Annotated in this window: 13 protein-coding genes; 2 read left to right on the plus strand and 11 right to left on the minus strand. The window is 75.7% G+C overall.

All coding sequences use genetic code 11. The features are described 5' to 3' along the window. Window positions 1-110: 110 nt before the first annotated feature. From AB2U05_RS12125 to AB2U05_RS12135, 3 genes are all read right to left on the minus strand, one after another. Window positions 111-3,026 carry an FtsX-like permease family protein gene (locus AB2U05_RS12125; protein ID WP_369183195.1) on the minus strand — a complete coding sequence of 972 codons (2,916 nt, stop codon included), beginning with the start codon at window positions 3,024-3,026 and terminating at the stop codon, window positions 111-113. Then, window positions 3,023-3,787 carry an ABC transporter ATP-binding protein gene (locus AB2U05_RS12130; protein ID WP_244179053.1) on the minus strand — a complete coding sequence of 255 codons (765 nt, stop codon included), beginning with the start codon at window positions 3,785-3,787 and terminating at the stop codon, window positions 3,023-3,025. Before AB2U05_RS12130 ends, AB2U05_RS12125 begins: the two co-directional genes overlap by 4 nt. Window positions 3,788-3,909: 122 nt before the next feature. Then, complete coding sequence (locus AB2U05_RS12135; RefSeq protein WP_045704242.1) at window positions 3,910-4,602, minus strand: PadR family transcriptional regulator; 693 nt, start codon at window positions 4,600-4,602, stop codon at window positions 3,910-3,912. Between the two features lie 76 nt (window positions 4,603-4,678). Between AB2U05_RS12135 and AB2U05_RS12140 the strand changes: the two genes are divergently transcribed. Then, the gene (locus tag AB2U05_RS12140; protein WP_063773601.1) at window positions 4,679-5,653 is read left to right on the plus strand and encodes an endonuclease/exonuclease/phosphatase family protein; all 975 of its coding nucleotides are present in this window, start codon (window positions 4,679-4,681) and stop codon (window positions 5,651-5,653) included. Here the strand turns inward: AB2U05_RS12140 and AB2U05_RS12145 are convergent. The 4 genes from AB2U05_RS12145 to AB2U05_RS12160 all read right to left on the minus strand — a co-directional run bounded on the left by AB2U05_RS12145 (window position 5,650) and on the right by AB2U05_RS12160 (window position 14,095). Continuing rightward, complete coding sequence (locus AB2U05_RS12145; protein WP_369183196.1) at window positions 5,650-6,840, minus strand: PP2C family protein-serine/threonine phosphatase; 1,191 nt, start codon at window positions 6,838-6,840, stop codon at window positions 5,650-5,652. The two genes, AB2U05_RS12140 and AB2U05_RS12145, sit on opposite strands and share 4 nt — an antisense overlap. 190 nt (window positions 6,841-7,030) lie before the next feature. Beyond that, window positions 7,031-10,243 carry a UvrD-helicase domain-containing protein gene (locus AB2U05_RS12150; protein ID WP_369183197.1) on the minus strand — a complete coding sequence of 1,071 codons (3,213 nt, stop codon included), beginning with the start codon at window positions 10,241-10,243 and terminating at the stop codon, window positions 7,031-7,033. A gap of 57 nt (window positions 10,244-10,300) precedes the next feature. Next, window positions 10,301-13,633, minus strand: a complete 3,333-nt coding sequence (locus AB2U05_RS12155) for an ATP-dependent helicase (protein WP_369183198.1) — start codon at window positions 13,631-13,633, stop codon at window positions 10,301-10,303. 84 nt (window positions 13,634-13,717) lie between these two features. Continuing rightward, window positions 13,718-14,095, minus strand: coding sequence for an MGMT family protein (locus AB2U05_RS12160; RefSeq protein ID WP_045704238.1), 378 nt, complete (start codon window positions 14,093-14,095; stop codon window positions 13,718-13,720). A gap of 138 nt (window positions 14,096-14,233) precedes the next feature. On the opposite strand from AB2U05_RS12160, the gene AB2U05_RS12165 reads away from it, so the two are divergent. Then, a complete protein-coding gene (locus AB2U05_RS12165) occupies window positions 14,234-17,035 on the plus strand; it encodes a lysylphosphatidylglycerol synthase transmembrane domain-containing protein (RefSeq protein WP_244179051.1) in 2,802 nt (933 codons plus the stop codon). Window positions 17,036-17,091: 56 nt separating this feature from the next. Here the strand turns inward: AB2U05_RS12165 and moeZ are convergent, their stop codons facing one another. From moeZ to AB2U05_RS12185, 4 genes are all read right to left on the minus strand, one after another. Next, window positions 17,092-18,270 carry an adenylyltransferase/sulfurtransferase MoeZ gene (gene moeZ / locus AB2U05_RS12170; protein WP_045704236.1) on the minus strand — a complete coding sequence of 393 codons (1,179 nt, stop codon included), beginning with the start codon at window positions 18,268-18,270 and terminating at the stop codon, window positions 17,092-17,094. A gap of 230 nt (window positions 18,271-18,500) precedes the next feature. Then, window positions 18,501-19,511, minus strand: a complete 1,011-nt coding sequence (locus AB2U05_RS12175; protein ID WP_045704233.1) for an NAD(P)-dependent oxidoreductase — start codon at window positions 19,509-19,511, stop codon at window positions 18,501-18,503. Window positions 19,512-19,633: 122 nt separating this feature from the next. Continuing rightward, window positions 19,634-20,794 carry a hypothetical protein gene (locus AB2U05_RS12180; protein ID WP_369183199.1) on the minus strand — a complete coding sequence of 387 codons (1,161 nt, stop codon included), beginning with the start codon at window positions 20,792-20,794 and terminating at the stop codon, window positions 19,634-19,636. After that, window positions 20,794-22,401 carry a DUF3492 domain-containing protein gene (locus tag AB2U05_RS12185; protein ID WP_369183200.1) on the minus strand — a complete coding sequence of 536 codons (1,608 nt, stop codon included), beginning with the start codon at window positions 22,399-22,401 and terminating at the stop codon, window positions 20,794-20,796. The genes AB2U05_RS12180 and AB2U05_RS12185 overlap by 1 nt, the downstream gene beginning before the upstream one ends. Window positions 22,402-22,646 lie beyond the last annotated feature (245 nt).

Below are 22,646 nucleotides of genomic sequence, written 5' to 3' on the forward strand. Positions count from 1 at the left end.
CGGGTGCCCGCCCCGGCCGTCGGGTCGCCGGGCGCCGCGACGGCTGTAACCTGCGTCACCCCCGCCGCGGCGCGGGCGCGGGCGGGGGTGGCGCGGGGGCGGGCGGGGGGTCAGCCGGAGCGGCGCAGCAGGGTGATCCGCGAGCGGGTGAGCAGGGTGGCGAGGCCGGCCGCGAGGAGCGGCAGCACCACGACGGTGAGCCCGATGGTGAGCCAGGGCAGGACCACGATCGACCGGTTGGCGAGTTCCTCGGGGCTCATGCCGGGGAAGTCGGGCCGGGAGCCGAGTTTGCGCAGGGCGACGGCGGGGACGAGGCCGCAGACCACGCCGAGCAGGGTGCCCATGGCGGCGATGACTCCGCACTGGAAGCCGGAGAGGGTGCGGCGGATGCGGGGTTCGGCGCCGATGGCGGCGAGGGTGGTGAGGTCGCGTTGGGAGTCGGCGGCGGCGAGGCCGGTGGCGATGCCGGCGGCTCCGAGGGCGACGATGGCGGCGAAGACCTCGAGTCCGATGCTGACGAGGCCGGCCCTGGACTGGTAGCCGCGTTCGATGGTGAGCTGGTCGTGTTCGGTGAGTTTGGCGAGGGCGGCGGTGGTCTTCTGTTCGGCGCCGTCGCCGGGGGCGGTGGCGGGCAGCCAGACGGAGCCGGCGTCGCTGGTGGTGAGGCCGAGCCGGGTGGCGGTGTCGGCGCTGATGACGGCCTGGCCCTGGGCGGGCATGGCGGAGGGTGCGACGACGGCGTCGACGAGCAGTTCGACGGGGTCGGGCCGGGTGGCCGGGGTGCCGGCGGGGGTGGACTGGAAGGGTTCCTCGAGTTCGATGGCGACCTTGCCGTCCTTGCCGAGGTAGCGGGGGTCGAAGACGACGGCCTTGCCGGCGGCGAGGGCCTGGCCGGCAGCGGGGTCGGTGACGCCGTAGAGGTTGTGCAGCAGGGTGGCGTCGCCGGCGGTGAGGTCGCCGTAGTGGCTGCCGCGGCGTTGGGTGGAGTGGCAGCGGCTGTCGGTGGCGAGGATGCGGTCGATCTCGGCGGGGTCGGCCTTGCCGCGCATCTCGAAGACGGGGCAGCGCTGGTCCTTGGGCAGTTTGACCTGGATGTAGCCGCAGGTGCCGCCGTCCGAGCAGTTGCCCTTGTAGTCGACGCGCCGGATGTCGGAGCGCCGGCCGAGGTCGGGGATGGAGTGTTCGACGGCGTCGCGCATCTGCGGGAGGGCGGTGCGGTCCGCGGTGGAGATCCAGCCGCCGCCGAGCATGACGGCGTTGGAGGGGCCGGCGGCGACGTACTCGCGGCGGCTCTGCTCGTCGTAGCTGGCGAGGTAGACGCTGACGGCGACGGATCCGGCGACGGCGGCCATGACGGCGGCGACGGCGGGCGCGGTGCGGCCGCGGTGGCGGACGGAGTCGCGCAGGGCGAGCCGGGGGCCGAGGGTGAGCCAGCGGCCGAGCTTGCCGAACAGGCCGACGAGGAAGGGGGTGAGGACGACCATGCCGAGTTCGGCGAGGGCGGAGCCGCCGAGGACGGCGAAGCTGCGGTTGGCGCTGCCGCCGATGCCGGGGACGGCGGAGCCGGTGTTGGCGCCGCCGGCGGTGCCGAGCAGGGCGAGGGCGGCGCCGCCGGCGACCATCAGCAGGCCGAGGACGGCGAGTTTGCGGCTGGCGGGTTTGACGGTGTCGCGGCTGGTGAGCGCGGAGACGACGTCCTGGCGGGAGGCCTGGACGGCGGGGACGACGGCGGCGAGCAGGCCGGTGACGAGGCCGACGAACAGGATGCCGAGCAGGTCGAGCGGTTGGACGTTGAAGTGGCCGAAGCGGGATCCGGCGTAGTCCTCGGCGTGGTCGCGCAGCAGGGCGACGAGGCCGACGCCGAGGGCGATGCCGACGGCGGCGCCGGTGAGGCCGAGGACGATGCCGCCGCCGAGGACGACGCCGCGGACGTTGGCGCGGTCACCGCCGGCGGCGGCGAGCAGGCCGAGTTGCCGCCGGGAGCGCCTGGCACCGACGGCGAAGGCGGGGCCCGCGAGGAGCACGATCTCCAGCAGGGCCATGCCGACGACGGTGCCGAGGATGACGACGGGGGTGCGGTTGAAGAAGGACGGCTGGCTGCCGGCGCGCCGGTCGATCTCGGTGTAGTAGGGGACGTCGGCGCGGGCGGGCGGGTCGAGCAGGACGGCGCGGGAGGTGGCGGTGAAGCCGTGGTCGTTGAGTTCGAGGACCTTGTGCCAGTCGAGGGTGGCGCCGGCGGGGAGTTTGACGAGCCACCGCGCGGTGGTGGTGGTGGTGGTGTCGCGGAGGGCGGGTTTGGTGTCGGCGCCGGTGGCCCGGGCGAGCGGGGCGATCAGGGCGCCGGGGCGGGCGATGATCTCGGTGGCGCCGAGTTCGCCGGGGTATTCGGCTTCGGCGGTGATGGTGAACTGCCGGTCGAGGCCGCGCAGGCCGGTGCGGTCGCCGAGCTTGAGGCCGGAGCGTCGCAGGAATTCGCTGGTGGCGGCGATTTCGCCGTCGGCGGTGGGGGCGCGGCCGTCGACGACGGTGAGGTGTCCGCGCCAGACGGGGTCGGTGAGGTCCTTCTCGGAGGTGTGGGTGCTGAGCAGGCCCTGGGTGCTGGTGGCGGCGCCGTAGGGGCCGTCCGCTTCGGGGACGAAGGTGGTGCCGGCGGGCAGCAACTGCCGGGCCAGTTCGGCCGGTTCGGTGTCGCGGCTGCGCTGCTGGGCGGGGGTGAGGGGGGCGGGTGCCTGGCCGTCGGCGGTGTGGCCCGGGGTGGAGGGCAGGCTGAAGCCCTTGTCGGGGTCGGGTGCCTGCAGGACGGTCATGCCGCGCTGGACCATGTGGAGTTCGGCGTCGGCCTGGCCGATGGTGCGCTCGACGTGTTCGACGGGGGTGAGTTCGCCGCTGCGGTAGAAGACGTCGGCGCCGGTGACGCCGAGGACGGGCAGGGCGACCATGGCGATGACGAGGGCGCTGCGGCCCTTGGCGCGCAGGGCGTCGCGGCGGGCGATGCGCAGGGCGAGGCGCCAGGCGCCGGGCTTCACCGGTCCCCCTGCTTGCTGTTGGTGGCGGCGGTGACGAGGAGGCTGGCGGCGTCCTGGCTGGCGGTTTCGTCGACCATCCGGCCGTCGCGCAGGAAGACGACGCGGTCGGCCCAGGCGGCGTGCCGGGCCTCGTGGGTGACCATCATGGCGGCGGCGCCGGCGTCGCAGCGGGCGCGCAGGACGGCGAGGACGGCTTCGCCGGTGGTGGAGTCGAGGGCGCCGGTGGGTTCGTCGGCGAGGACGAGGCGGCGGTCGCCGATGAGGGCGCGGGCGATGGCGACGCGCTGCTGCTGGCCGCCGGACATGTCGTCGGGGTAGCGGTCGGCGAGTTCGGGGATGCCGACCTCGGTGAGGGCGGCGACGGCTTCGCGGCGGGCGGCGCGGGTGGAGAGGCCGTCGAGTTCGCGGGGCAGGGAGACGTTCTCGGCGGCGGTGAGCGCCGGGATGAGGTTGTAGTCCTGGAAGACGTAGCCGACCGAGCGGCGGCGGACCTGGGCGAGCTTCTTGCGGCCGAGGCCGCCGAGGGCGACGCCTTCGACGAGGACCTGGCCGTCGGTCGGGGTGTCGAGGCCTCCGGCGAGGGTGAGCAGGGTCGACTTTCCGGAGCCGGAGGGGCCCATGACGGCGACGAACTCGCCGGGGTGGACCTTGAGGTCGACGCCGCGCAGGGCGTGGACCTCGGCGGCTCCCTGGCCGTGGACGCGGCTGACGTTCTCCAGGTGCAGCACCGGCGTGGGCCGGCCTTCTTCGATGCGGGACACGTTTCCCCCCTCTTGTCGTACGGGTCGTACGGTCGTACGGGTCGTGCTGGCTGCGGGGCCCGGCGGCGGCGCCGGGCCCGGTGGTGCGGCGGTGGTGCGGCGGTGGCGAGGCGGCGGGGCGCTCAGCCGCGGGTGCGGCGCAGCCCCTTGACGGCGCTGACGGCACTGACGGCGCTGACGGCCTTGGCGGCCTTGCGGGCCTTGCCGGACGGCGCGCCGGGTTCGGCGGCGCCGTCGCGGGCGGCCCGGGCGGCGCGGGCCTGCAGGAGTTCGGCCTGCTGGGCGAGCCGGGTCTCGCAGTGGTCGAGCCAGCGGATCTCGGCCTCGGTCTGGAAGATCAGCTGGTCGAGGACGAGGAGCCAGGCGAGGTCGTTGCCGGTGGCGGGGCCGTCTGCGGCGGCCTCGCCGGCGAGGGCGCGGCCCTTGAGCCGGGTGTAGTCCTGCAGGGCCTTGATGCTGTGGCGGCGCTGGCCCTGGACGACGGCGGAGACGTCGACTCCGGGGACGGTGACGGCCATGGCGAGCTTGATCGCCAGTTCGTCGCGCGGCGGGTTGGTGCGGGGCACGGGGGTGTCGAACCAGGCGCGCAGTTCGGCGCGGCCGGCGTCGGTGGCGGCGTAGAACTGGTGGCCCTCGCCGTCCTCGCCGGCGGGCTCGACGAGGCCGTCGCGTTCCAGCCGGGCGAGGGTGGTGTAGACCTGCCCGACGTTGAGCGGCCAGGTGGAGCCGGTGCGCGCCTCGAATTCGGTGCGCAGTTGGTAGCCGTAGCGCGGGCCCTGGTCGAGCAGGGCGAGCAGGCCGTGACGGATGGACATACTCGGTATGTATACCCGGTATGCCCTGCGGCCTCAAGCCGCGCCGCGCCGCCGGGCGAGCGGGTAACGTCGCGGTGTGAGCCAGTTGCGCATCGCCACCTTCAACCTGTTGCACGGTCAGCCGCTCGCCCCGGACGGCGCCCCGCGGCCCTATCCGGCCGACCCCGGCGCCCCGCTGGCCGAGGCGGTCGCCGCACTGGACGCCGACGTGCTGGCGCTGCAGGAGGTGGACCGCCACCAGGCCCGCTCCGGCGGCACCGACCAGGCGGCGGTGGCGGCCGCGGCGATGGGCGCGGGCGACTGGCGCTTCGCCGCCGCCCTGCACGGCCGCCCGGCGCCGGTGGCCGGCTGGCTGCCGGAGCCGTCCGCCCCGAACGGCCTGCGGGTCTACGGGCCCGGCGAGGTCGGCGACGGCGCCCCGCCCTCGTACGGGACGGCGCTGCTGACCCGGCTGCCGGTGCGGCACTGGCGGGCCCGGCGCTTCGCCCCGGCGCCGTTCGGGCTGCCGCTGCGGGTGGCCGGCCGGCGCGGGCTGACGCCGGTGCCGGACGAGCCGCGGGTGGCGCTGGCCGCGGTGCTGGAGGGCGGGCGCGGGCCGTTCACCGTCGTCGCCGCGCACCTGTCGTTCGTCCCGGGCTGGAACATGGCGCAGCTGGCCGGCATCCGGCGCTGGATCGCGGACCTGCCGCAGCCGTACCTGGTGCTGGGGGACTTCAATCTGGTCGGGGCGGTGCCGCGCACGGTGCTGGGCGGGGCGACGGTGCTGGAGCGGACGTCGCCGCGGGTGCGGGTGCGGGAGCTGAGGGCGGCCGGCCGGGCGCGGCCGCAGCTGTCCGGGGCGGCGCGCCGGCGGCGGGCGCGCGGGCCGCGGCCCCGGCTGCAGGGCTGGTACGACCTGGCGCGCACCCCCACCTACCCTTCGCACCGGCCGGCGGTGCAGTTCGACCACGTGCTGGCGGTGGGGGTGCCGCGGGCCGCGGTGGGCCCGGCGGCGGCGCCGCGGTCGGCGGTGTCGGACCACCGGCCGCTGCTGGTGCGGGTGTCGCTCTAGAGGGGAGCCTGGCTGCGGGCCAGGACGCCGCCCTGGTGGGGCAGTTCGGGGCCGGACGCCGACTCGTACTGCAGGAGCAGCATCGCGGCGTCGTCGCCGAGCTGGCGGCCGACGTGGCGCACCACGTCCTCGTGCAGCCGTTCCAGGACGTCGGCGGGGCGCTCGGCGGCGCAGCGCGGGAGGCGTTCGGCGAGCGGGTAGAAGGCGCCGGTGCGGTCGCGGGCCTCGATCACGCCGTCGGTGAACAGCAGCACCCGGTCGCCGCCGCGCAGGGCGATCCGGTGCACCGGCGGGCGGACGTCGGCCGGGTCGAGGACGCCCAGCGGCGGTACGGTGTCGGCGAGTTCGAGCGGGTGGACGTCGGCGCCGCGCAGCAGCAGCGGGGCGGGGTGGCCGCAGTTGACGATCTCGGCGGCGCCGTCCGGGGTGACGCCGATGAGGACCAGGGTGACGAACTCCTCCTCGACGCCGGGGTGGTCGTTCTCGTGCAGGGCGCGGTCGAGGCTGACGGCCAGCCAGCCGGCCACCCGGTCGAGGGCGGGTTCCTGGTGGGCGGCCTCGCGGAAGGCGCCGAGCACGGCGGCGGCGGTCTCGACGGCGCCGAGGCCCTTGCCGCGCACGTCGCCGACGACGGCCCGTACGCCGTGCCGGGTGTTGACGACCTCGTACAGGTCGCCGCCGATGCGGGCGTGTGCGGCGGCGGCCTCGTAGTGGACGGCGGCGCGCACGGTGCCGACCCGTTCGGGGACGGGCCGCAGCAGCACCCGGCGGGCGATCGAGGCGACCAGTTGGGCGTCGGCCAGGGCGCGTTCCTGGCGCAGCCGCAGGGTGGCGCTGACCCAGCCGATGGTGGCGACGAGCAGGATCGCGAAGACGCTGGCGACGTGCACGGACTGGCCGAGCGCGTCGCCGCGGATGGCCATCAGGAAGGCCGCCGCCTCGGTGCACAGGCCGATGGCGAGCGGGTACCAGGTGCGGCGGCTGACCACGGCGGCCAGCGCGGGCACGGCGGTGAGGGCCGGTTCGACCGTGACCTCGGTGCCGCTGACGTAGTCGAGGAGGACGATCAGCGCCATGCCGACGAGCGGCAGCACGAGTGCCGTCCGCGGCCAGGTGCCGGTCGTGCCGGGTGCGGGGCCCGGGGTCGGCCCGGTGAACCGCTCTCTGATCCATCCGGTCGCGCTCAACTTCGGTCTCTCCAGCAGAAGACGCGGATGCCGCTGGCACCTGCGGTGATGACTGAGGGTTAGGTGAGGCGGGCCTCGCCGGCGGCCGGAGCTCGGGGGTTGACCGGTTACCGACCCCACAATAGGCACGAAACGTGCATGACGCACAGGTTTCGGGCGCTGCCGTGATGACTTGGATGCTCTGAGTGACTCATTCTTCACTGTTCCCGATCAGGAGCCGTTCCAACTCTTTTCGGTCGGGAAGTCCTGTCGGGCGGACGATCCGTCCGCTGCGGACGTACAGGAACGACGCCGTGACCTGCTCGGGATCGACGCCCGTCTGCTCGGCCCAGGCGAGCCGGTAGACCGCGAGCTGCAGCGGGTCGGCGGTCTCCTCGCGGTGCGTCTTCCAGTCCACCACTTCGTAGCGTGACGCACCACCGGATTCCGACATCCCGTCACCGTCCCGGTAGACCGCGTCGATCCGGCCGCGCACCACCCTCCCCGCCAGCACCAGCTGGAACGGCGCCTCGACCCGGTACGGCTTGCGCTGCGCGTACTCGGTGCGCAGGAACGCCTCCTTGAGCCGTTCCAGGTCCTGCTCGTCCTCGATGCCGTCGTCGTCGGCGCCGGGCAGCGCGCCGGGCCCGACCAGCAGCAGCGGCTCGATCCGGGACTGCACCCAGGCGTGGAAGCGGGTGCCGCGCCGGGCGGCGGGCTGCGGGGGGCGGGGCATCGGGCGGGCCAGGTCGCGGGCGAAGCCGTCCGGGTCGGCGGCCAGCCGCATCAGCTGGGTGGCGGACAGCGCGGCGGGCAGCGGCACCTCGCGGGCGGTGCGCCGGGAGCGCTCCAACTCGCCCAGCAGCGCGGTCAGATCGCGGTCCCAGGAGGCGACCTGGCGCTGGTCCTCGACGGCCATCGGCTCGGGCTCGGGTGCCGGCCCGCCCGCGAGGCGGGCGCGCACCACCTCGGCGACCCGGCGGCGGGCGTGCTGGGCGGCCGGGTCCAGCGGCAGCGGCCAGGGCCGTTCGACGGCGGCGGCCAGCGCCGGGTTCGCCGCGCCCGGCTCCGGCTGCGGCGCCCAGTGCTCGACCTCGCCGCCGCCGGGCCGCTCGCAGTGCTCGCGCAGCAGCTCCAGGAACGCGGACGGCCCGCGGACGGTCTTCTGGCTCGGCCCCCACCAGTGCCCGGAGGCCAGCAGCAGCGCGCGGGGGCGGGTGAACGCGACGTAGCCCAGGCGCAGTTCCTCGGTCGCCGAGTGCTCGGCCAGTTCCTTCCGGAACGCCGTCATCGCCTTGCCGTTCCACCCGCCGCGCACGTCGGGCAGGGTGGCGGCGTCGCCGCGCAGGGCGTGCGGGAGCACGCGCTTGGTGCTGGTCCAGCGTTCGCGCGGGCTGCCGGACGGGAACGCGCCCTTCACCAGGCCGGGAACGGCCACCACGTCCCACTCCAGGCCCTTGGACTTGTGCGCGGTGAGCACCTTCACGGTGTCCTCGCCGCCGGGCAGGCTGCTGTCCAGGCCGCGCTCGTACTCCTGGGCGGCGCGCAGGAAGCCGAGGAAGGCGCTCAGGCCCGGATCGCCGTCCAGGTCGGCGAAGGAGGCGGCGACGTCCAGGAAGGCGTGCAGGGTCTCCCGGCGCCGGGCGGCCAGCGCCTGCGGGGAGGCGGCGAGTTCGACCTCCAGGCCGGTGACGGCCAGCACCCGGTGCAGCACGTCCATCAGCGGGTCGGCGAGCGAGCGGCGCAGCTCGCGCAGCTCCCGGGCGAGCCGGGCGAAGCGCACCCGGGCCTCGGCGGAGAAGGGCAGCTCGTCCGGCTGGTCGGCTTCGACGAAGGTCTCCACCGCGTCGGCCAGCGAGACCACCTCGGTCGGGTCGGCCTCGGCGACGGCGGCGGCCAGCGCCTCGACGCCCTCGGGCCGGGCGCCGCGCACCAGGTCGGCGGCGCGGCGGCCGAGGAGCGCGAGGTCGCGCGGGCCGATCCGCCAGCGCGGGCCGATCAGCAGGCGCACCAGGGCGGCGTTGGCGGTCGGGTCCTGCAGCACCTCGCAGACGGCCACCAGGTCGGCCACCTCGGGCAGTTGGAGCAGTCCGCCGAGGCCGACCACCTCGACGGGCACCTCGCGGGCGACGAGCGCGGCGTGGATGTCGGGGAAGGCCGCGCCGCCCCGGCACAGCACGGCGATCCGGCCGGGCGCGGTGCCGGTGCGCACCAGGTGGGCGATCGAGTCGGCGAGCCAGTCGACCTCCTCGGCGTGGGTGTCCAGCAGCGCGGCCCGCACGTGGCCGTCGTGTTCGGCGCCGGGGGCCGGGCGCAGCGCCTCGACGCCCTCGTGCATCTGCCGCAGCGGGGCGGCGAGTTCGTTGGCGAAGGCGAGCAGCCGGCCGCCGCTGCGGCGGTTCTCGCTGAGCGCGTAGCGGTCGGCGGGGGTGCCGTCGGCCTGCGGGAAGTGGCGGGGGAAGTCGTCGAGGTTGGCGACGGAGGCGCCGCGCCAGCCGTAGATGGCCTGGCAGGGGTCGCCGACCGCGGTGACCGGGTGTCCGGCGCTCGTGCCGTCGCGGGCGGCGCCGAAGAGGCCGGCGAGCATGAGGCGCTGGGCGACGGAGGTGTCCTGGTACTCGTCGAGGAGGACGACCTTGAACTGGCCGCGCAGGAGTTCGCCGACTTCGGGGCGCTGCTGGGCGAGGCGGGCGGCGGCGGCTATCCGGTCGCCGAAGTCCATCAGCCCGGCGGACTGCTTGCGGTGCCGGTAGTCCTCGACGAGGCGCAGCAGTTCGAGGCGGGCGCGGGCGGTGGCGGGGACGGCGCGCAGGTCGTCGTTGGTGAGCTTGACGGTGGCGAGGGTGTCGAGCAGGTCCTCGTCGAAGGCGCGCAGGGCGGCGGGCTCGACGAGGTGTTCGGCGAGTTCGCCGTCGAGGGCGGTGAGGTCGGCGACGAGGTTGGCGAAGGTGCCGGTGAGGGCGGGGAAGGGGCCGCGGGCGGTGCGCAGGACTTTGGCGGCGAGCTGGAAGCGGGTGGCGTCGGCGAGCAGGCGGGTGTCGGGTTCGATGCCGATGCGCAGGCCGTGTTCCTTGAGGAGGCGGCCGGCGAAGGCGTGGTAGGTGGAGATCTCGGGGTCGCCGAGCGGTTCGGCGCCGTCCCGGTCGGTGATGCCGGCCCGCAGGAGGGCGGTGCGGACGCGTTCGGCGAGTTCGGCGGCGGCCTTGTTGGTGAAGGTGAGGCCGAGGACCTCTTCGGGCCGTACGGCGCCGGAGCCGACCAGCCAGACGACCCGGGCGGCCATGACGGTGGTCTTGCCGGAGCCGGCGCCGGCGACGATGACGGCCGGTGCGAGGGGGGCGCCGATGGCCGCCATCTGCTCCCGGTTGAACGGGATCCCGAGCAGGTCCTTGAGCTGGTCGGGATGGCTGAGCACGGCGGTCACCCCGCAACCGTAACGGGCCGGGCCGACAACCCGGGCGCCCGCCCGAGGTGACCCCCGCTACTCGACGAGCTGCGCGCCGTCGCGCTGGGCGGAGCAGCTGCGGCGGAAGGCGCAGCGGTCGCAGCCGCCGCCGGTCTGCGGGACGAAGCGTTCGGCGAGGACCTTCCCGGCGGCCTCGGCGAGCAGGTTCTCGATCCACGGGTCGCCCTCGGGCGGGTCCTGGCGCTGCACCTTGGGGGCGTCGGGGGCGGCCTTGGCGGCGGCCTCGCGCAGGTGGACGAGTTCGGCGCCGCCGGTGGCGGGGGGCCGTTCGGTGAAGCCGGGCAGGTCGTTGAGGGCGCCGGCGCGGACGGCGAGCTGGTAGACGGCGAGCTGCTTGTGCTCGGGCAGCGACTTGTCGGTGGGGATCTGCTTGCCGGTCTTGAAGTCGACGACGTAGGCGCGCCCGGCCTGGTCCTTCTCGACCCGGTCCATGGAGCCGCGGATGCGCACCGAGACGCCGCCGGTGTCGAGGGTGACGTCGAAGCCGTGCTCGGTGGCGACGACGTCGCGGCCGCGTTCGAGGACGTGCCAGTTGAGGAAGCGTTCCAGGGCGGCGCGGGCCTCGGTCTTCTCCTGCCGGGACTTCCAGGGGGCGTCGAAGGCGAGGGCGTCCCAGACGGTGTCGAGGCGTTCCATGAGGACGGCGAGGTCGGCGGGGGTGCGGCCGGAGCCGACCTCGTCGGCGAGGGCGTGGACGACGTTGCCGAAGCCCTGGGCGGCGCTGCCGGCGGCGCGGGCCCCGACCTCCTTGTCGAGGAACCACTGCAGCGAGCAGTTCTCCAGCTGTTCGAGGCCGCTGCCGGAGAGCCGGACGGGCAGGTCGGGGCTGCGCAGCGGTTCGGGGGCGGCGGTCGGGTCGTCCAGGCCCCACCAGCGGTCGGGGTGGGCGGCGGGGACGAGCGGCAGGCCGTCCTCGTCGGTGGCGGCGGCGAGGGTGGCGAGGCGTTCGGCGGCGGCGCGGCGCAGTTCGGGCGAGCGCGCGGGGTCGACGGTGACGGCCCGCAGTTCGGCGACCAGGGCGGCGACGGACAGCGGGCGGCGGGGGCGGTGGGTGACGTCCTCAACGGTGACGGGCGGGGTGCGGCGCACCACCTTGCCGGTCCTGGGGTCGACGTCCTCGCGGTAGAGCTCGCGCAGGAAGCGGGAGGGTTCGTCACCGTCGTCGGCGGGGGCCTTGACGGCGGTGACGACGAGGCGTTCCTTGGCGCGGGTGGCGGCGACGTAGAAGAGGCGGCGTTCCTCGCCGAGGAGGGCGGCCGGGGAGAGCGGTTCGGCGAGGCCGTCGCGGCCGATCCGGTCGGCTTCGAGCAGGGAGCCGCGGCGGCGCAGGTCGGGCCAGAGGCCGTCCTGGACGCCGGCGACGACGACCAGGCGCCATTCGAGGCCCTTGGAGCGGTGGGCGGTCATCAGCCGGACGGCTTCGGGGCGCACGGCGCGGACGGTGAGGGTGTCGGCGGCGATGTCCTGGGCTTCGAGTTCGGCGAGCAGGTCGAGGGCGCTGCGGTGGCCGGTGACCTGTTCCTCGGCACGGGCGGCGGTCTCGAACAGGGCGCACAGGGCGTCGAGGTCGCGGTCGGCGTTGCGGCCGGCGGCGCCGCCGCGCAGGGCGGCGCGTTCGAGGCGTTCGCGCCAGCGGCGGCTGCCGTCCCACAGTTCCCAGAGCGCTTCCTCGGCGGTGCAGCCGCCGGCGAGCTGTTCGCGGACCTTGCGCAGCAGGGTGCCGAGGTCGCGGGCCCTGCGGGCGTAGGAGGGTCGGGCGGTGGCGGGGTCGAGGGCGACGAGGCGTTCGGGTTCGGCGAGGGCTTCGCGGACGAGTTCGTCGGCGGGGCGCGGGGCGGTGCCGGGGCGGCCTTCGGCGCGCAGGGCGGCGCGTTCCTCCTCGCGCAGGGCGCGGCCGAGGTGTCGCAGGTCGGAGCCGTCGAGGCCGCCGAGCGGGCCGGTGAGCAGGGCGTGGGCGGTCTCGGTGGTGAGCGGGTCGGGGGCGTCCGGGTCGCCGTGCTTGTCGCGGGCGGCGAGCTCGGCGCAGGTGCGCAGGGCGAGCAGCAGCTGGGCGACGGCGGGTTCCTCGCGCAGCGGCAGGTCGTCGCCGTCGATCTCCAGCGGGACGCCGGCCGCGCCGAGGGCCCGCCGTACGCCGGGGATGGAGCGGGCGCCGGCCCGGACCAGGACGGCCATCTCGCCCCAGGGGACGCCGTCCTCGAGGTGGGCGCGGCGCAGCAGGTCGGCGATCGAGTCGAGTTCGGCGCCGGGGGTGGGGTAGGTGTAGACCTCGACCCGGCCGCCTTCGCGGGAGGGGAGCAGGGCGCGGTGCTGGGCGAGTTTGTCGGCGGGCAGGCGGCCCATCGGCATCCGGCGGGCGAGTTCGCGGGAGGCGGCGAGCAGGACGGCGCCGGAGCGGCGGGAGACGCGCAGCACCTGGACGTCGGCGGGGCTGCCGTCGGCGCGGCGGAAGGTCTGCGGGAAGTCGAGGATGCCGTTGATGTCGGCGCCGCGGAAGGCGTAGATGGACTGGTCGGGGTCGCCGACCGCGACGAGGTCGTGTCCGCCGCCGGCGAGGCGGCGCAGCAGCCGGACCTGGCTGGGGTCGGTGTCCTGGTACTCGTCGACGAAGACGACGTCGTAGCGCCGGCGCAGTTGTTCGCCGATCTCGGGGCGTTCGGCGAGCAGGACGGCGCGGTGGACGAGTTCGGCGTAGTCGAGGACGCCGCGCAGGTCGAGGACGTCGAGGTAGTCGGCGAGGAAGTGGGCGGCGGCGGCCCAGTCGGGGCGTTGGACGCCGTGCGCGAAGCGTTCCAGTTCGGCTTCTCCGAGGCCGAGTTCGCGGCTGCGGGCGAGGACGGCGCGGACTTCGTCGGCGAAGCCGCGGGTGGTGAGGCAGGCGCGCAGGTCGAGCGGCCAGGAGATCCGTGAACTGCCGAGGCGGGCGTCCTCGGCGCCGCCGGCGAGGAGTTCGCGGACCATGACGTCCTGCTCGGGGCCGGAGAGCAGCCGCAGGGGTTCGGCGTAGTCCTGCGGGTCCTGGTGGGCGCGCAGGAGGGCGTAGCAGAAGGAGTGGAAGGTGGTGGCCTGCGGGGCGGCGGCGGTGCCGAGGCGGCCGGACATCCGGTCGCGCAGCTCCATGGCGGCCTTGCGGCTGAAGGTGAGGACGAGGATCCGCTCGGGGTCGGTGCCGTGTTCGATGCGGCGGGCGACGGCTTCGACGAGGGTGGTGGTCTTGCCGGTGCCCGGCCCGGCGAGGACGAGCAGCGGGCCGCCGCGGTGCTCGACGACGGCGCGCTGGTACTCGTCCAGAACGGGCGGGTCGGGCTGGGCGAGCGGGCTGCGCACGAGCCGGTAGGGGGAGGTCACGGGCTTCCTGGGGTGGAGCAGAGGGGCATGGCCGGGGCGGGCCCGCCGGGGGCCCGCCCACATCGAGCCTACGATCCTGCCCCGTCATTCCCGTCCGTGCGGGGGTTTCGCGGAAGTCGGCCGCCCGTCCCAGCGGGCCCGGCGCAGGTCGACCCGGGGCGGGTCGGTCCGCTCGCGCAGCGGGGTGCCTTCGGCGCGGTAGCGGGCGAGGGCGCGCTGTTCGTGGCCGGGCAGCAGGCGGCCGTCCGCGCGGATCACCCGCCACCAGGGCACCGGGCCGCCGTACAGGGCCATCACCCGGCCGACCTGTCGGGGGCCGCCCTGGCCGAGGTATTCGGCGACGTCGCCGTAGGTCATCACTCGGCCGGGTGGAATCCGCTCGGTCAGGTCGAGCACCAGTTCGGCGAAGCGGGGCAGCTCGCCCGCCGGGCCGTCCTCTGTTACGTCCGTCACCTGCGGCATTCTTCCGCACCAGGGTGGCGCCGGGGCCCGGCCCGAACGATCCGCCGCGCCCGATCCGGCCCCTGTCCAGCACGGGGGCGCGGGACATGCCACCATCTTCCGGGGCGGTGAGTGGTGATACGAGGACAACAAGACCAGATGACCGGGACGGCTGACGTGGGCGTGGAGAAGGGCTCCGACGAGTCCGCCTCCGCCGTACCCCCGCAACACCCGGCTCCCGAGGAGCCGGGCGGGGGCCGGCCGGGGGCCGGGGCCGTGCCGGAAGTCTCCCTGATCAAGGACTCGACGATCAAGACCCCCGCACCGCCCGCCGCCGAGCAGACCGAGCGATCCGAACCGGCCGAGCGGCCCGAAGAGGCCGCGGAGGCCGCGGAGGCCGAGGCCCCCGGACAGGCCGAGGCGCCCGGACAGGCCGGGCCCGGGGCCGCGGCCCCGCCGCCCGAGTACCACGACCCGCTGGACGACGCTCCGCACCTGGACGTCGACGAGCCGCTGCTCGCCGCCCGCGCGCACCGCCCGTCCGACCTGATCCGCTTCCTGGTCGGGGTCCTCGGGATCGTCGCCGTCTTCGTGCTGGCCGGCATCGCCACCTCGACCACCACCGGCATCGAGCAGGACATCAACAACAACGCGCCGCACTTCTCCGCGGTGCTGTCCACCATCACCGGCCTGCTGTCCAGCGTCGCGGTGCTCGCCGTGCCGCTGTCCTTCGCGGTCGAGCGGCTGATCAAACGCGACGGCCTGCGGGTCGCCGACGGCGTGCTCGCCTCGGTGCTCGCGTACGGCGTCTCGCTGGGCATCGACTGGTGGGTCGCCGAGGGCGCCTCCGAGCACATCCGGGACGCGCTGACCAGGCTGCCCGCGAACAGCGACGGCGCCCTCACCGACCCGGTGCACGGCTACCTGGCGCCGGTGATCGCCTACATGACCGCGGTCGGCATGTCGAGCAGACCGCGCTGGCGGGTGGCGCTGTGGGCGGTGGTGCTGTTCAGCGGCATCACCGAGCTGCTCGGCGGCTACACCACGCCGCTGTCGCTGATGCTCACCGTGCTGATCGGCTGGTCCGTCGCCTACGGCACGCTGTACGCGATCGGCTCGCCGAACATCCGCCCCACCGGCCAGCACCTGATGATCGGCCTGCGCAAGGTCGGCTTCACCCCGGACGCCGCGCACCGCGCCCCGGACGCGCCCGGCGGCACCCGCCGCTACCACGTCACCCAGCAGGACGGCCCGCCGCTGGACGTCCACATCATCGACCGCGAGCAGCAGGCCTCCGGATTCTTCTACCGGGCGTGGCGGCGGCTGCGGCTGCGCTCGGTGGCGGTGCGCCGCAGCCCGCAGTCGCTGCGCCAGGCGCTGGAGCAGGAGGCGCTGATCGCGTACGCGGCGGCCGCCTCGGGCGCCCGGGCGCCGCAGCTGGTCGCCACCTCCGAGCTGGGCCCGGACGCCGCGATCCTGGTGTACGAGAACGTCGGCGGCCGCACCCTCGACGAGCTGGCCGAGGAGGAGGTCACCGACCGGGTGATGGCCTCGCTGTGGCGCTCGGTGGCGGCCCTGCACGAGCGCCGGATCGCGCACCGCCGGCTGACCGGCGAGTCGCTGCTGGTCTCCGACCAGGAGCACGCCTACCTGGTCAACCTGTCCGGCGGGGACATCGCCGCCACCGACCTGACGCTGCGCATCGACGTCGCCCAGCTGCTCACCACCTTCGCGCTGCGGATCGGCCCGGAGCGGGCCGTGGCCACCGCCAACGCGGTGCTCGGCGCCGACCGGGTCGCGCAGGCGCTGCCGCTGCTCCAGCCGGTCGGGATGAGCCGCTCCACCCGGGTCGACCTGGCGCGGCTCACCAAGGAGCGCAAGACCGCCGCCCGGGCCCGGGCGCTGGAGCAGGTCGCGGCCGGGGAGCGCACCCAGCAGCAGGCCGAGGAGGACATCGCGGCGGCCGGCGAGGACCTGCTGAGCCGCCTGCGCGGCCAGATCCTGCAGATCGCCCCCGAGGCGCCGATGGAGCCGGCGAAGCTGGAGCGGCTGAAGCCGAAGAGCCTGATCATGGTGATCGCGCTCACCTTCGCCGCCTACCTGGCGCTGACCACGATCAAGCCGGCCCAGCTGAAGCTCTCCCAGATGAACTGGGCGTGGGCGGCGGCCGCGCTGCTCGCGGCCGCGTTCAGCTACGTCGCCGCCGCGATGAGCCTGACCGGCTTCGTGCCCGAGCGGCTGCCGTTCCGGCGCACCGTCGCCGCGCAGCTGGCCGGCTCCTTCGTGAAGCTGGTCGCGCCCGCCGCGATCGGCGGCATCGCGCTCAACACCCGCTACCTGCAGAAGGCCGGCATCCGCCCCGGCCAGGCGGTGGCCTCGGTCGGCGCCTCCCAGCTGGCCGGCCTGGCCGGGCACCTGCTGCTGCTGTTCAGCTTCGGCCTGATCACCGGCAGCCAGACCAACGGCGACCTCTCCGCCTCCCGCGCGGTGATCATCGGCGTGCTGACGGCCGCCGTGCTGGCCCTGGTGGTGGCGGCGGTGGCGCCGCTGCGGCGGTTCGTGCTGGGCCGGCTGCGCTCGCTGTTCTTCGGCGTGGTGCCGCGCATGCTCGACCTGATGCAGACGCCCAGCAAGCTGATCACCGGCTTCGGCGGCATCCTGCTGCTGACCCTGTCCTTCACCGCCTGCCTGGACTTCTCGGTGCAGGCCTTCGGCGGCAGCGTCAGCTTCTCGGCCGTCGCGGTGGTCTTCCTGACCGCGAACGCGGCCGGCTCGGCGATCCCGACGCCGGGCGGCATCGGCCCGGTCGAGGTCGCCCTGATCGGTGCCCTGACGGTCGCGGACGTGTCCCCCGCCGTCGCCACCCCGGCGGTGTTCCTGTACCGGGCGCTGACCTTCTGGCTGCCGGTGATCCCGGGCTGGATCGCCTACAACATGCTGCAGCGCCGCCACGCGCTCTGAGCGGACGAAGGGAGGGCCCCGCCGATCCGGCGGGGCCCTCCCTTCACGTCAGCCGCTCAGTAGACCGGCTTGTGCGGCTCGATCTGGTTGACCCAGCCGAGCACGCCGCCGCCGAGGTGGACGGCGTTGGCGAAGCCCGCGGCCTTGACCACGGCCAGCACCTCGGCCGAGCGCACGCCCGACTTGCAGTGCAGCACGATCTTCCGGTCCTGCGGCAGCTTCTCCAGCGCGTCGCCCATCAGGAACTCGTTCTTGGGGATCAGCACCGCGCCGGGGATGTTGACGATCTCGTACTCGCCGGGCTCGCGGACGTCGATGAGGTAGATGTCCTCCTTCTCGTCCTGCCACTGCTTGAGCTGCGACGAGGTGATCGTCGAGCCGGCGGCGGCGGCCTGCGCCTCCTCCGACACGACGCCGCAGAAGGCCTCGTAGTCGATCAGCTCGGTGACCGTCGGGTTCTCGCCGCAGACGGCGCAGTTCGGGTCCTTGCGGACCTTCACCTGGCGGTAGTTCATCTCCAGGGCGTCGTAGATCATCAGCCGGCCGACCAGCGGGTCGCCGATGCCGGCGAGCAGCTTGATCGCCTCGTTGACCTGGATCGAGCCGATGGAGGCGCAGAGCACGCCCAGCACGCCGCCCTCGGCGCAGGACGGCACCATGCCCGGCGGCGGGGCCTCCGGGTAGAGGCAGCGGTAGCAGGGGCCGTGCTCGGCCCAGAACACGCTGGCCTGGCCGTCGAAGCGGTAGATCGAGCCCCACACGTACGGCTTGCCGAGCAGCACCGCGGCGTCGTTGACCAGGTAGCGGGTGGCGAAGTTGTCGGTGCCGTCGACGATCAGGTCGTAGCCGGAGAAGATCTCCATGACGTTGTCGTTGTCGAGGCGCTCCTCGTGCAGCACCACGTCGACGTAGGGGTTGATCTCCTTGACGGAGTCCCGCGCCGACTCGGCCTTGGACCGGCCGATGTCCGCCTGGCCGTGGATGATCTGGCGCTGCAGGTTGGACTCGTCGACCACGTCGAACTCGACGATGCCGAGCGTGCCGACGCCGGCGGCGGCCAGGTACATCAGAGCGGGCGAGCCGAGGCCGCCGGCGCCGACGCACAGCACCTTGGCGTTCTTCAGCCGCTTCTGCCCGGCCATGCCCACGTCGGGGATGATCAGGTGGCGGGAGTACCGGCGGACCTCGTCGACGGTGAGCTCGTCGGCCGGCTCGACCAGGGGTGGCAACGACACGGGGACTCCGATGGGTGTCTTGTCAGGCGGCCGGGGCCGGCCTTCTGCGGGGTGGTTGCTCCGCCACGCGGGTGGCTCTTAGCCCAACAGTGTCACGCCCACGCGGTATTCCGAGACAGCCCGTCCACTGGACGAGACGGGCCGCGCCGGATCGTGGAACCGGCCGACCGGCCCCGGAAGGCGCCCCGGGCCTGCGCCGACAGGCCCGGGACGCCCTCCGGAGCACCTGGTCAGACCCGGCAGGCCGTCTCCAGCCAGACGTCCCCCAGCGACTCCTCCAGCGGCACCTGCGTCCGCCATCCGAGACGGTCCCGGGCGGTGCGCACGTCCGCCTGCCGCCACGCCACCGGCTCCCCCGGGACGGGCCTGCCCTCCGTGCGCGGCCCCTCCGGCCGGTGGCCCGGCAGGTACGGGCCGCCCTGGTGGTGATGGTGGCCGGGGAGGTGGTCGGCGTGCGGCCCGCCGGTCTGCGCCGGCAGCAGGACCTGCCGGTTCTCCTCGACGATCGACCCCTCGAAGCCGGACGCCCGCACCAGCAGCTGGGCCGCGTCCCGGGCCCGGACGGCGTGCCCGCTGCCGACGTTGATCACCCCGGTGGCGGCCGAGACCGCGGCCGCCTGGATCGCCCGGGCGACGTCCCGGACGTCTACGAAATCCCGGTATCCGGACAGGTCCGGCATCCGCACCTGGTTCTCGTCCCGCTCCAGCGCCCGGCGCAGCCCCTCGGCGAGCCGCCCGAACAGCGAGGCGGTCGGCGCCCCCGGGCCCACCACGTCGAACACCCGCAGCACCGCCGCGTCCAGGCCGGAGGCCAGCACCAGCTCCGTGCCGGCCAGCTTGGACACCCCGTACGGGCCGACCGGGCGCGGCTCGGCCTGCTCGGAGACCGGCACACCGCCGGGCACCGGCCCGTACTCGGCGGCCGAGCCGACGTGCACCAGCCGGGCCGGCTCCCGGCTGCGCCGGATCGCCTCGCAGACGGTGGCGACGGCCAGCGTGTTCGACCGGATCAGGGTCCGCGAGCTGCCGTAGGTGGCGCCCGCGCAGTTGATCACCACCTGCGGCACGACCGCGTCCAGGAAGCGGGCCAGCGCGCCCGGGCTCCCGGTGGTCAGGTCGAAGCGGATGTCGGCCGAGTCGCGCCGGCCGAGGACCGTCACCTGCAACTCCTGGTCCATCAGCAGACGGTCGGTGACCCGGCGGCCGATGAAGCCGTCGGCGCCCAGCAGCAGCACCCTCATCGGGGGTGTCCTTCCACGAAGCGAGGTCGGGGACGACCTGGCGGACTGAAACTACGAACGAACAGGGATTCGGCGAACAAGGGTTGCGGCCGGCAGGGTTGCGGCCGACCGGGATCCAGGCCTCAGCGGTGCGCCCCGGCCCGGCCGAGCACCGCCCAGGCGTGCCCGGCCAGCACGGCCGCGACCGCGCCGCCGCCGAGCAGCAGGGCCGCCGGGCCGGAGCGGCCGAGCGCGAGCACCGCCGCCGCGGCGGCGGGCCCGGCCGCAGCGCCCAGGGCGGCGGCCGCCGCCCGGCCGCAGCGCGCCAGCAGCGCGGGCAGCACCAGCAGCAGGCCCAGCACGCCCTGCGCCGCCCACTGCGCGGCGCCGGCCCGCTCGGCCGCCAGGTGCAGCAGCCCGCCGCCGTGCCCGGGCCCGGGGCGCGGCGCGACGGCGGTCAGCACGGCCAGCGCGGCGGAGCTCAGCACCGCGAGCACCGCCAGGTGCAGCGCGACGGCCACCGGCAGCACCGGCCGCATCCGGGCCCGGAACTCGGCCAGGGTGCCGGCCGCCGCGAGGTGGCCGCGCCCGACCTGCCGGTACCAGCGGGCGGCCCGCTCGGCCGACCCGGCGGACAGCGCCGCCGCGAGGGCCAGCGCGACCGCGGCCGGCCGGTCCGGGCCGGGGGCGGCCAGCGGGAGCAGCAGCAGCGCGGCCAGCCCCAGTCCGTGGCCGAGCGCGGCCGCCGTCCAGCGCGGGCCGGCCGGCGGGCGCGGCGGCCGGGGCGGGCCCAGCGCGTCCGGCGCCGGCGGCCCCGGGTGCGGCGGGCGGGGTCCGTCGAGCGGCTCGGCGGTCAGCGCGGGCAGCAGCACGGGCGCGACGGCGGCCGGCAGCAGCACCGCCGGGCCGCCGCCGAGCGCGGCCGCGGCCGTACCGGGCAGCGCGGCCAGGGCGGCGGCCAGCAGCGTCGCGCGGGTGGCGGCGCCGCACTCGCGCGGCGGCGCCGGGCGGGGCGCGGGCGGGCGGCGGGGCACCCGGGCGTACAGCTCCTCGGCGAGCGAGAACAGGTCGGCGTGCCGGCAGCGGGCGGCGGCGTCCGGGCCGAGCCCGGCCTCCTCCAGCCCGGCGGCGATCTCCAGCGGGTCGACGGCGTGCTCGCACAGCTCCCGGTGCTCGGCCATCAGCTCGCGCACCGGGTCCGCGCTGACCGCCGGGTCGGAGCCGGTGCCGGGGCCGGCCCCGGTCGTGGCCCCGGTCGTGGCCCCGGTGGCGGCACCCGCCCCGGCCGCCGCGCCGCCGGACATCAGCGGGCCTCCGCGAGTTCGCCCGCGTGCTCCCGGGCGGCCCGGTCGCCGCCCTCCTCGGGGTCGTCCTCGCCGCCCCGGCCCGCGCGCGGCCCGTCCGCGAGCCAGTACTCGGCGGGCCGGGCGAACGGCCGCGGCGCCCGGCCTCCCCCGCCGCCCCCGCCGCCGGGGAAGGCCGGGTACTGCGAGACCAGCTCCAGGTAGATCTCCCGGAAGGCGCCGACCACCGGCTCGACGGCGAAGCGTTCCTGCGCCCTCAGCCGCCCGGCCAGCCCGAGCCGGGCCCGCCGTTCCTCGTCGCGCAGCAGCGCCAGGCAGGCGCCGGCCAGCGCGCCCGGGTCGCGGGCGGGCACCAGCAGTCCGGTCGGGCCGACGACCTCGCGGGCCACCCCGACGTCGGTGGACACCACGGCCCGGCCGCTGAGCATGGCGTCCGCGAGCAGGCGGGGGCCGCGCTGGGAGAGCGCGGAGAACACCGTCACCGTGCCGCCCTCCCAGACCTCGGCGAGCGGGCCGGGCCGCCCGGCGAAGTCCACCGCGTCCGCCACCCCCAGGCGCTCGGCGACGGCCCGGCAGTGCGCCAGGTAGCCGGGCGCCGCCTCCTCGCCGTACAGCCTCAGGCGGGTGTCGGGCAGTTCGGCGCGCACCCGGGCGAAGGCGTGCAGCGCCAGCTCCGGGTCCCGCCCGGGCTCCAGGGCGCCGGCCCAGACCAGGGTCGGGTGCGCCGGCTCGGGCCCGGCGGCCGGGCGGTCGACGGCCGGGGTGCCCTCGTACACCACCCGGGTGCGGGCCGGGTCGGCGCCGCAGCGCAGCTGCCACTGCTGGTCGTGGGCGCTGCCGGGGGTGAGCACCGCGGCCTGCCGGTAGGTCTCCTCGGCGAGCGCCCGGAAGAAGGCGAGCAGCAGCGCGCGGACCGGCCAGCGGTAGGGCGCCTCGCGGTAGCCCAGGTACTGCTCGCGCAGGTGCAGGCCGTGCTCGGTGACCACGAACGGCACCCCGTGCAGGTGCCGGGCGACCAGGGCGGGCAGCACGGCCGGGCCGCCGCCGACCACGTGGCACAGGTCCACGCCGCCGAGGCCGCCGGGCCCGGTGCCGTACCAGGGGGCGGACAGCGGCCGCAGGCACTGCTCCAGCAGGTCCCCGGCGACCAGCACGTCGCACACCAGCGGGCTCCCGGCCGAGGTGTCCGCGCCGGGCAGCCGCCAGACCCGCTCCAGGACCCGCCGGGCGTGCGCGGAGGCGAGGAAGGCGGGCAGCCTGCCGTCCTCCCGGGCGAGCTCGGCCAGCCGGTACAGCCCGGCGCCGAACCCGGCCCGCTCGCGGGGCAGCACCAGGGCGCGCACCAGGTCCTCGTACGCCCCGGCGTACTGGCGTCTGCGCAGGGCGCCCGGGCGGCGGCCGCGCGGGGGGCGCCCCCACAGCGCCAGGTCGTGCGCCCCCCGCCAGACCGGCGAGAGGTGTTCGAGGGCGGGCAGGCCCCCGGGGCCGGTGAGCAGGTACAGCTCGAACTCGTGCTCCGGCAGGCCCTCGGCCAGCCGGTCGCACCAGCCGCCGGCGCCACGCCGGGCATGCGGACGGGCACCCTCGGTGAGCAGGGCAACGCGCACGGGAGACCTCCTGTTTGCCACCGTTGAATTCGCCCCTGGGCGGGGTCACGGGAGTCGCGGGGCCGTGCACCGGGACCCGGCCGCCGGCCGACTGCTCCGGCGTCGGCGGCCCTCCCCCACACCTGTTCGGTCCGGCAGCAGAAAGGTAGGACCGGCCCACGGCCCGCGATCGGTCACCTGCCTGGTTGCCACCTGAACGAGTGAACCGGCGTGACTTCGCGCCGAACCGGGCCGTTACCGGGCGG

Source organism: Streptomyces sp. Y1, from assembly GCF_041053115.1.
In the GTDB taxonomy this organism is placed as follows: Bacteria; Actinomycetota; Actinomycetes; order Streptomycetales; family Streptomycetaceae; genus Kitasatospora; species Kitasatospora rubellomurina.

Bases quoted from the DNA above. Each gene is read 5' to 3' on its own strand.
- AB2U05_RS12135 (WP_045704242.1), bottom strand. From the start codon at position 4,602: ATGTCCATCCGTCACGGCCTGCTCGCCCTGCTCGACCAGGGCCCGCGC.
- AB2U05_RS12160 (WP_045704238.1), bottom strand. From the start codon at position 14,095: ATGCCGCAGGTGACGGACGTAACAGAGGACGGCCCGGCGGGCGAGCTG.
- AB2U05_RS12165 (WP_244179051.1), top strand. From the start codon at position 14,234: ATGACCGGGACGGCTGACGTGGGCGTGGAGAAGGGCTCCGACGAGTCC.
- AB2U05_RS12175 (WP_045704233.1), bottom strand. From the start codon at position 19,511: ATGAGGGTGCTGCTGCTGGGCGCCGACGGCTTCATCGGCCGCCGGGTC.
- AB2U05_RS12180 (WP_369183199.1), bottom strand. From the start codon at position 20,794: ATGTCCGGCGGCGCGGCGGCCGGGGCGGGTGCCGCCACCGGGGCCACG.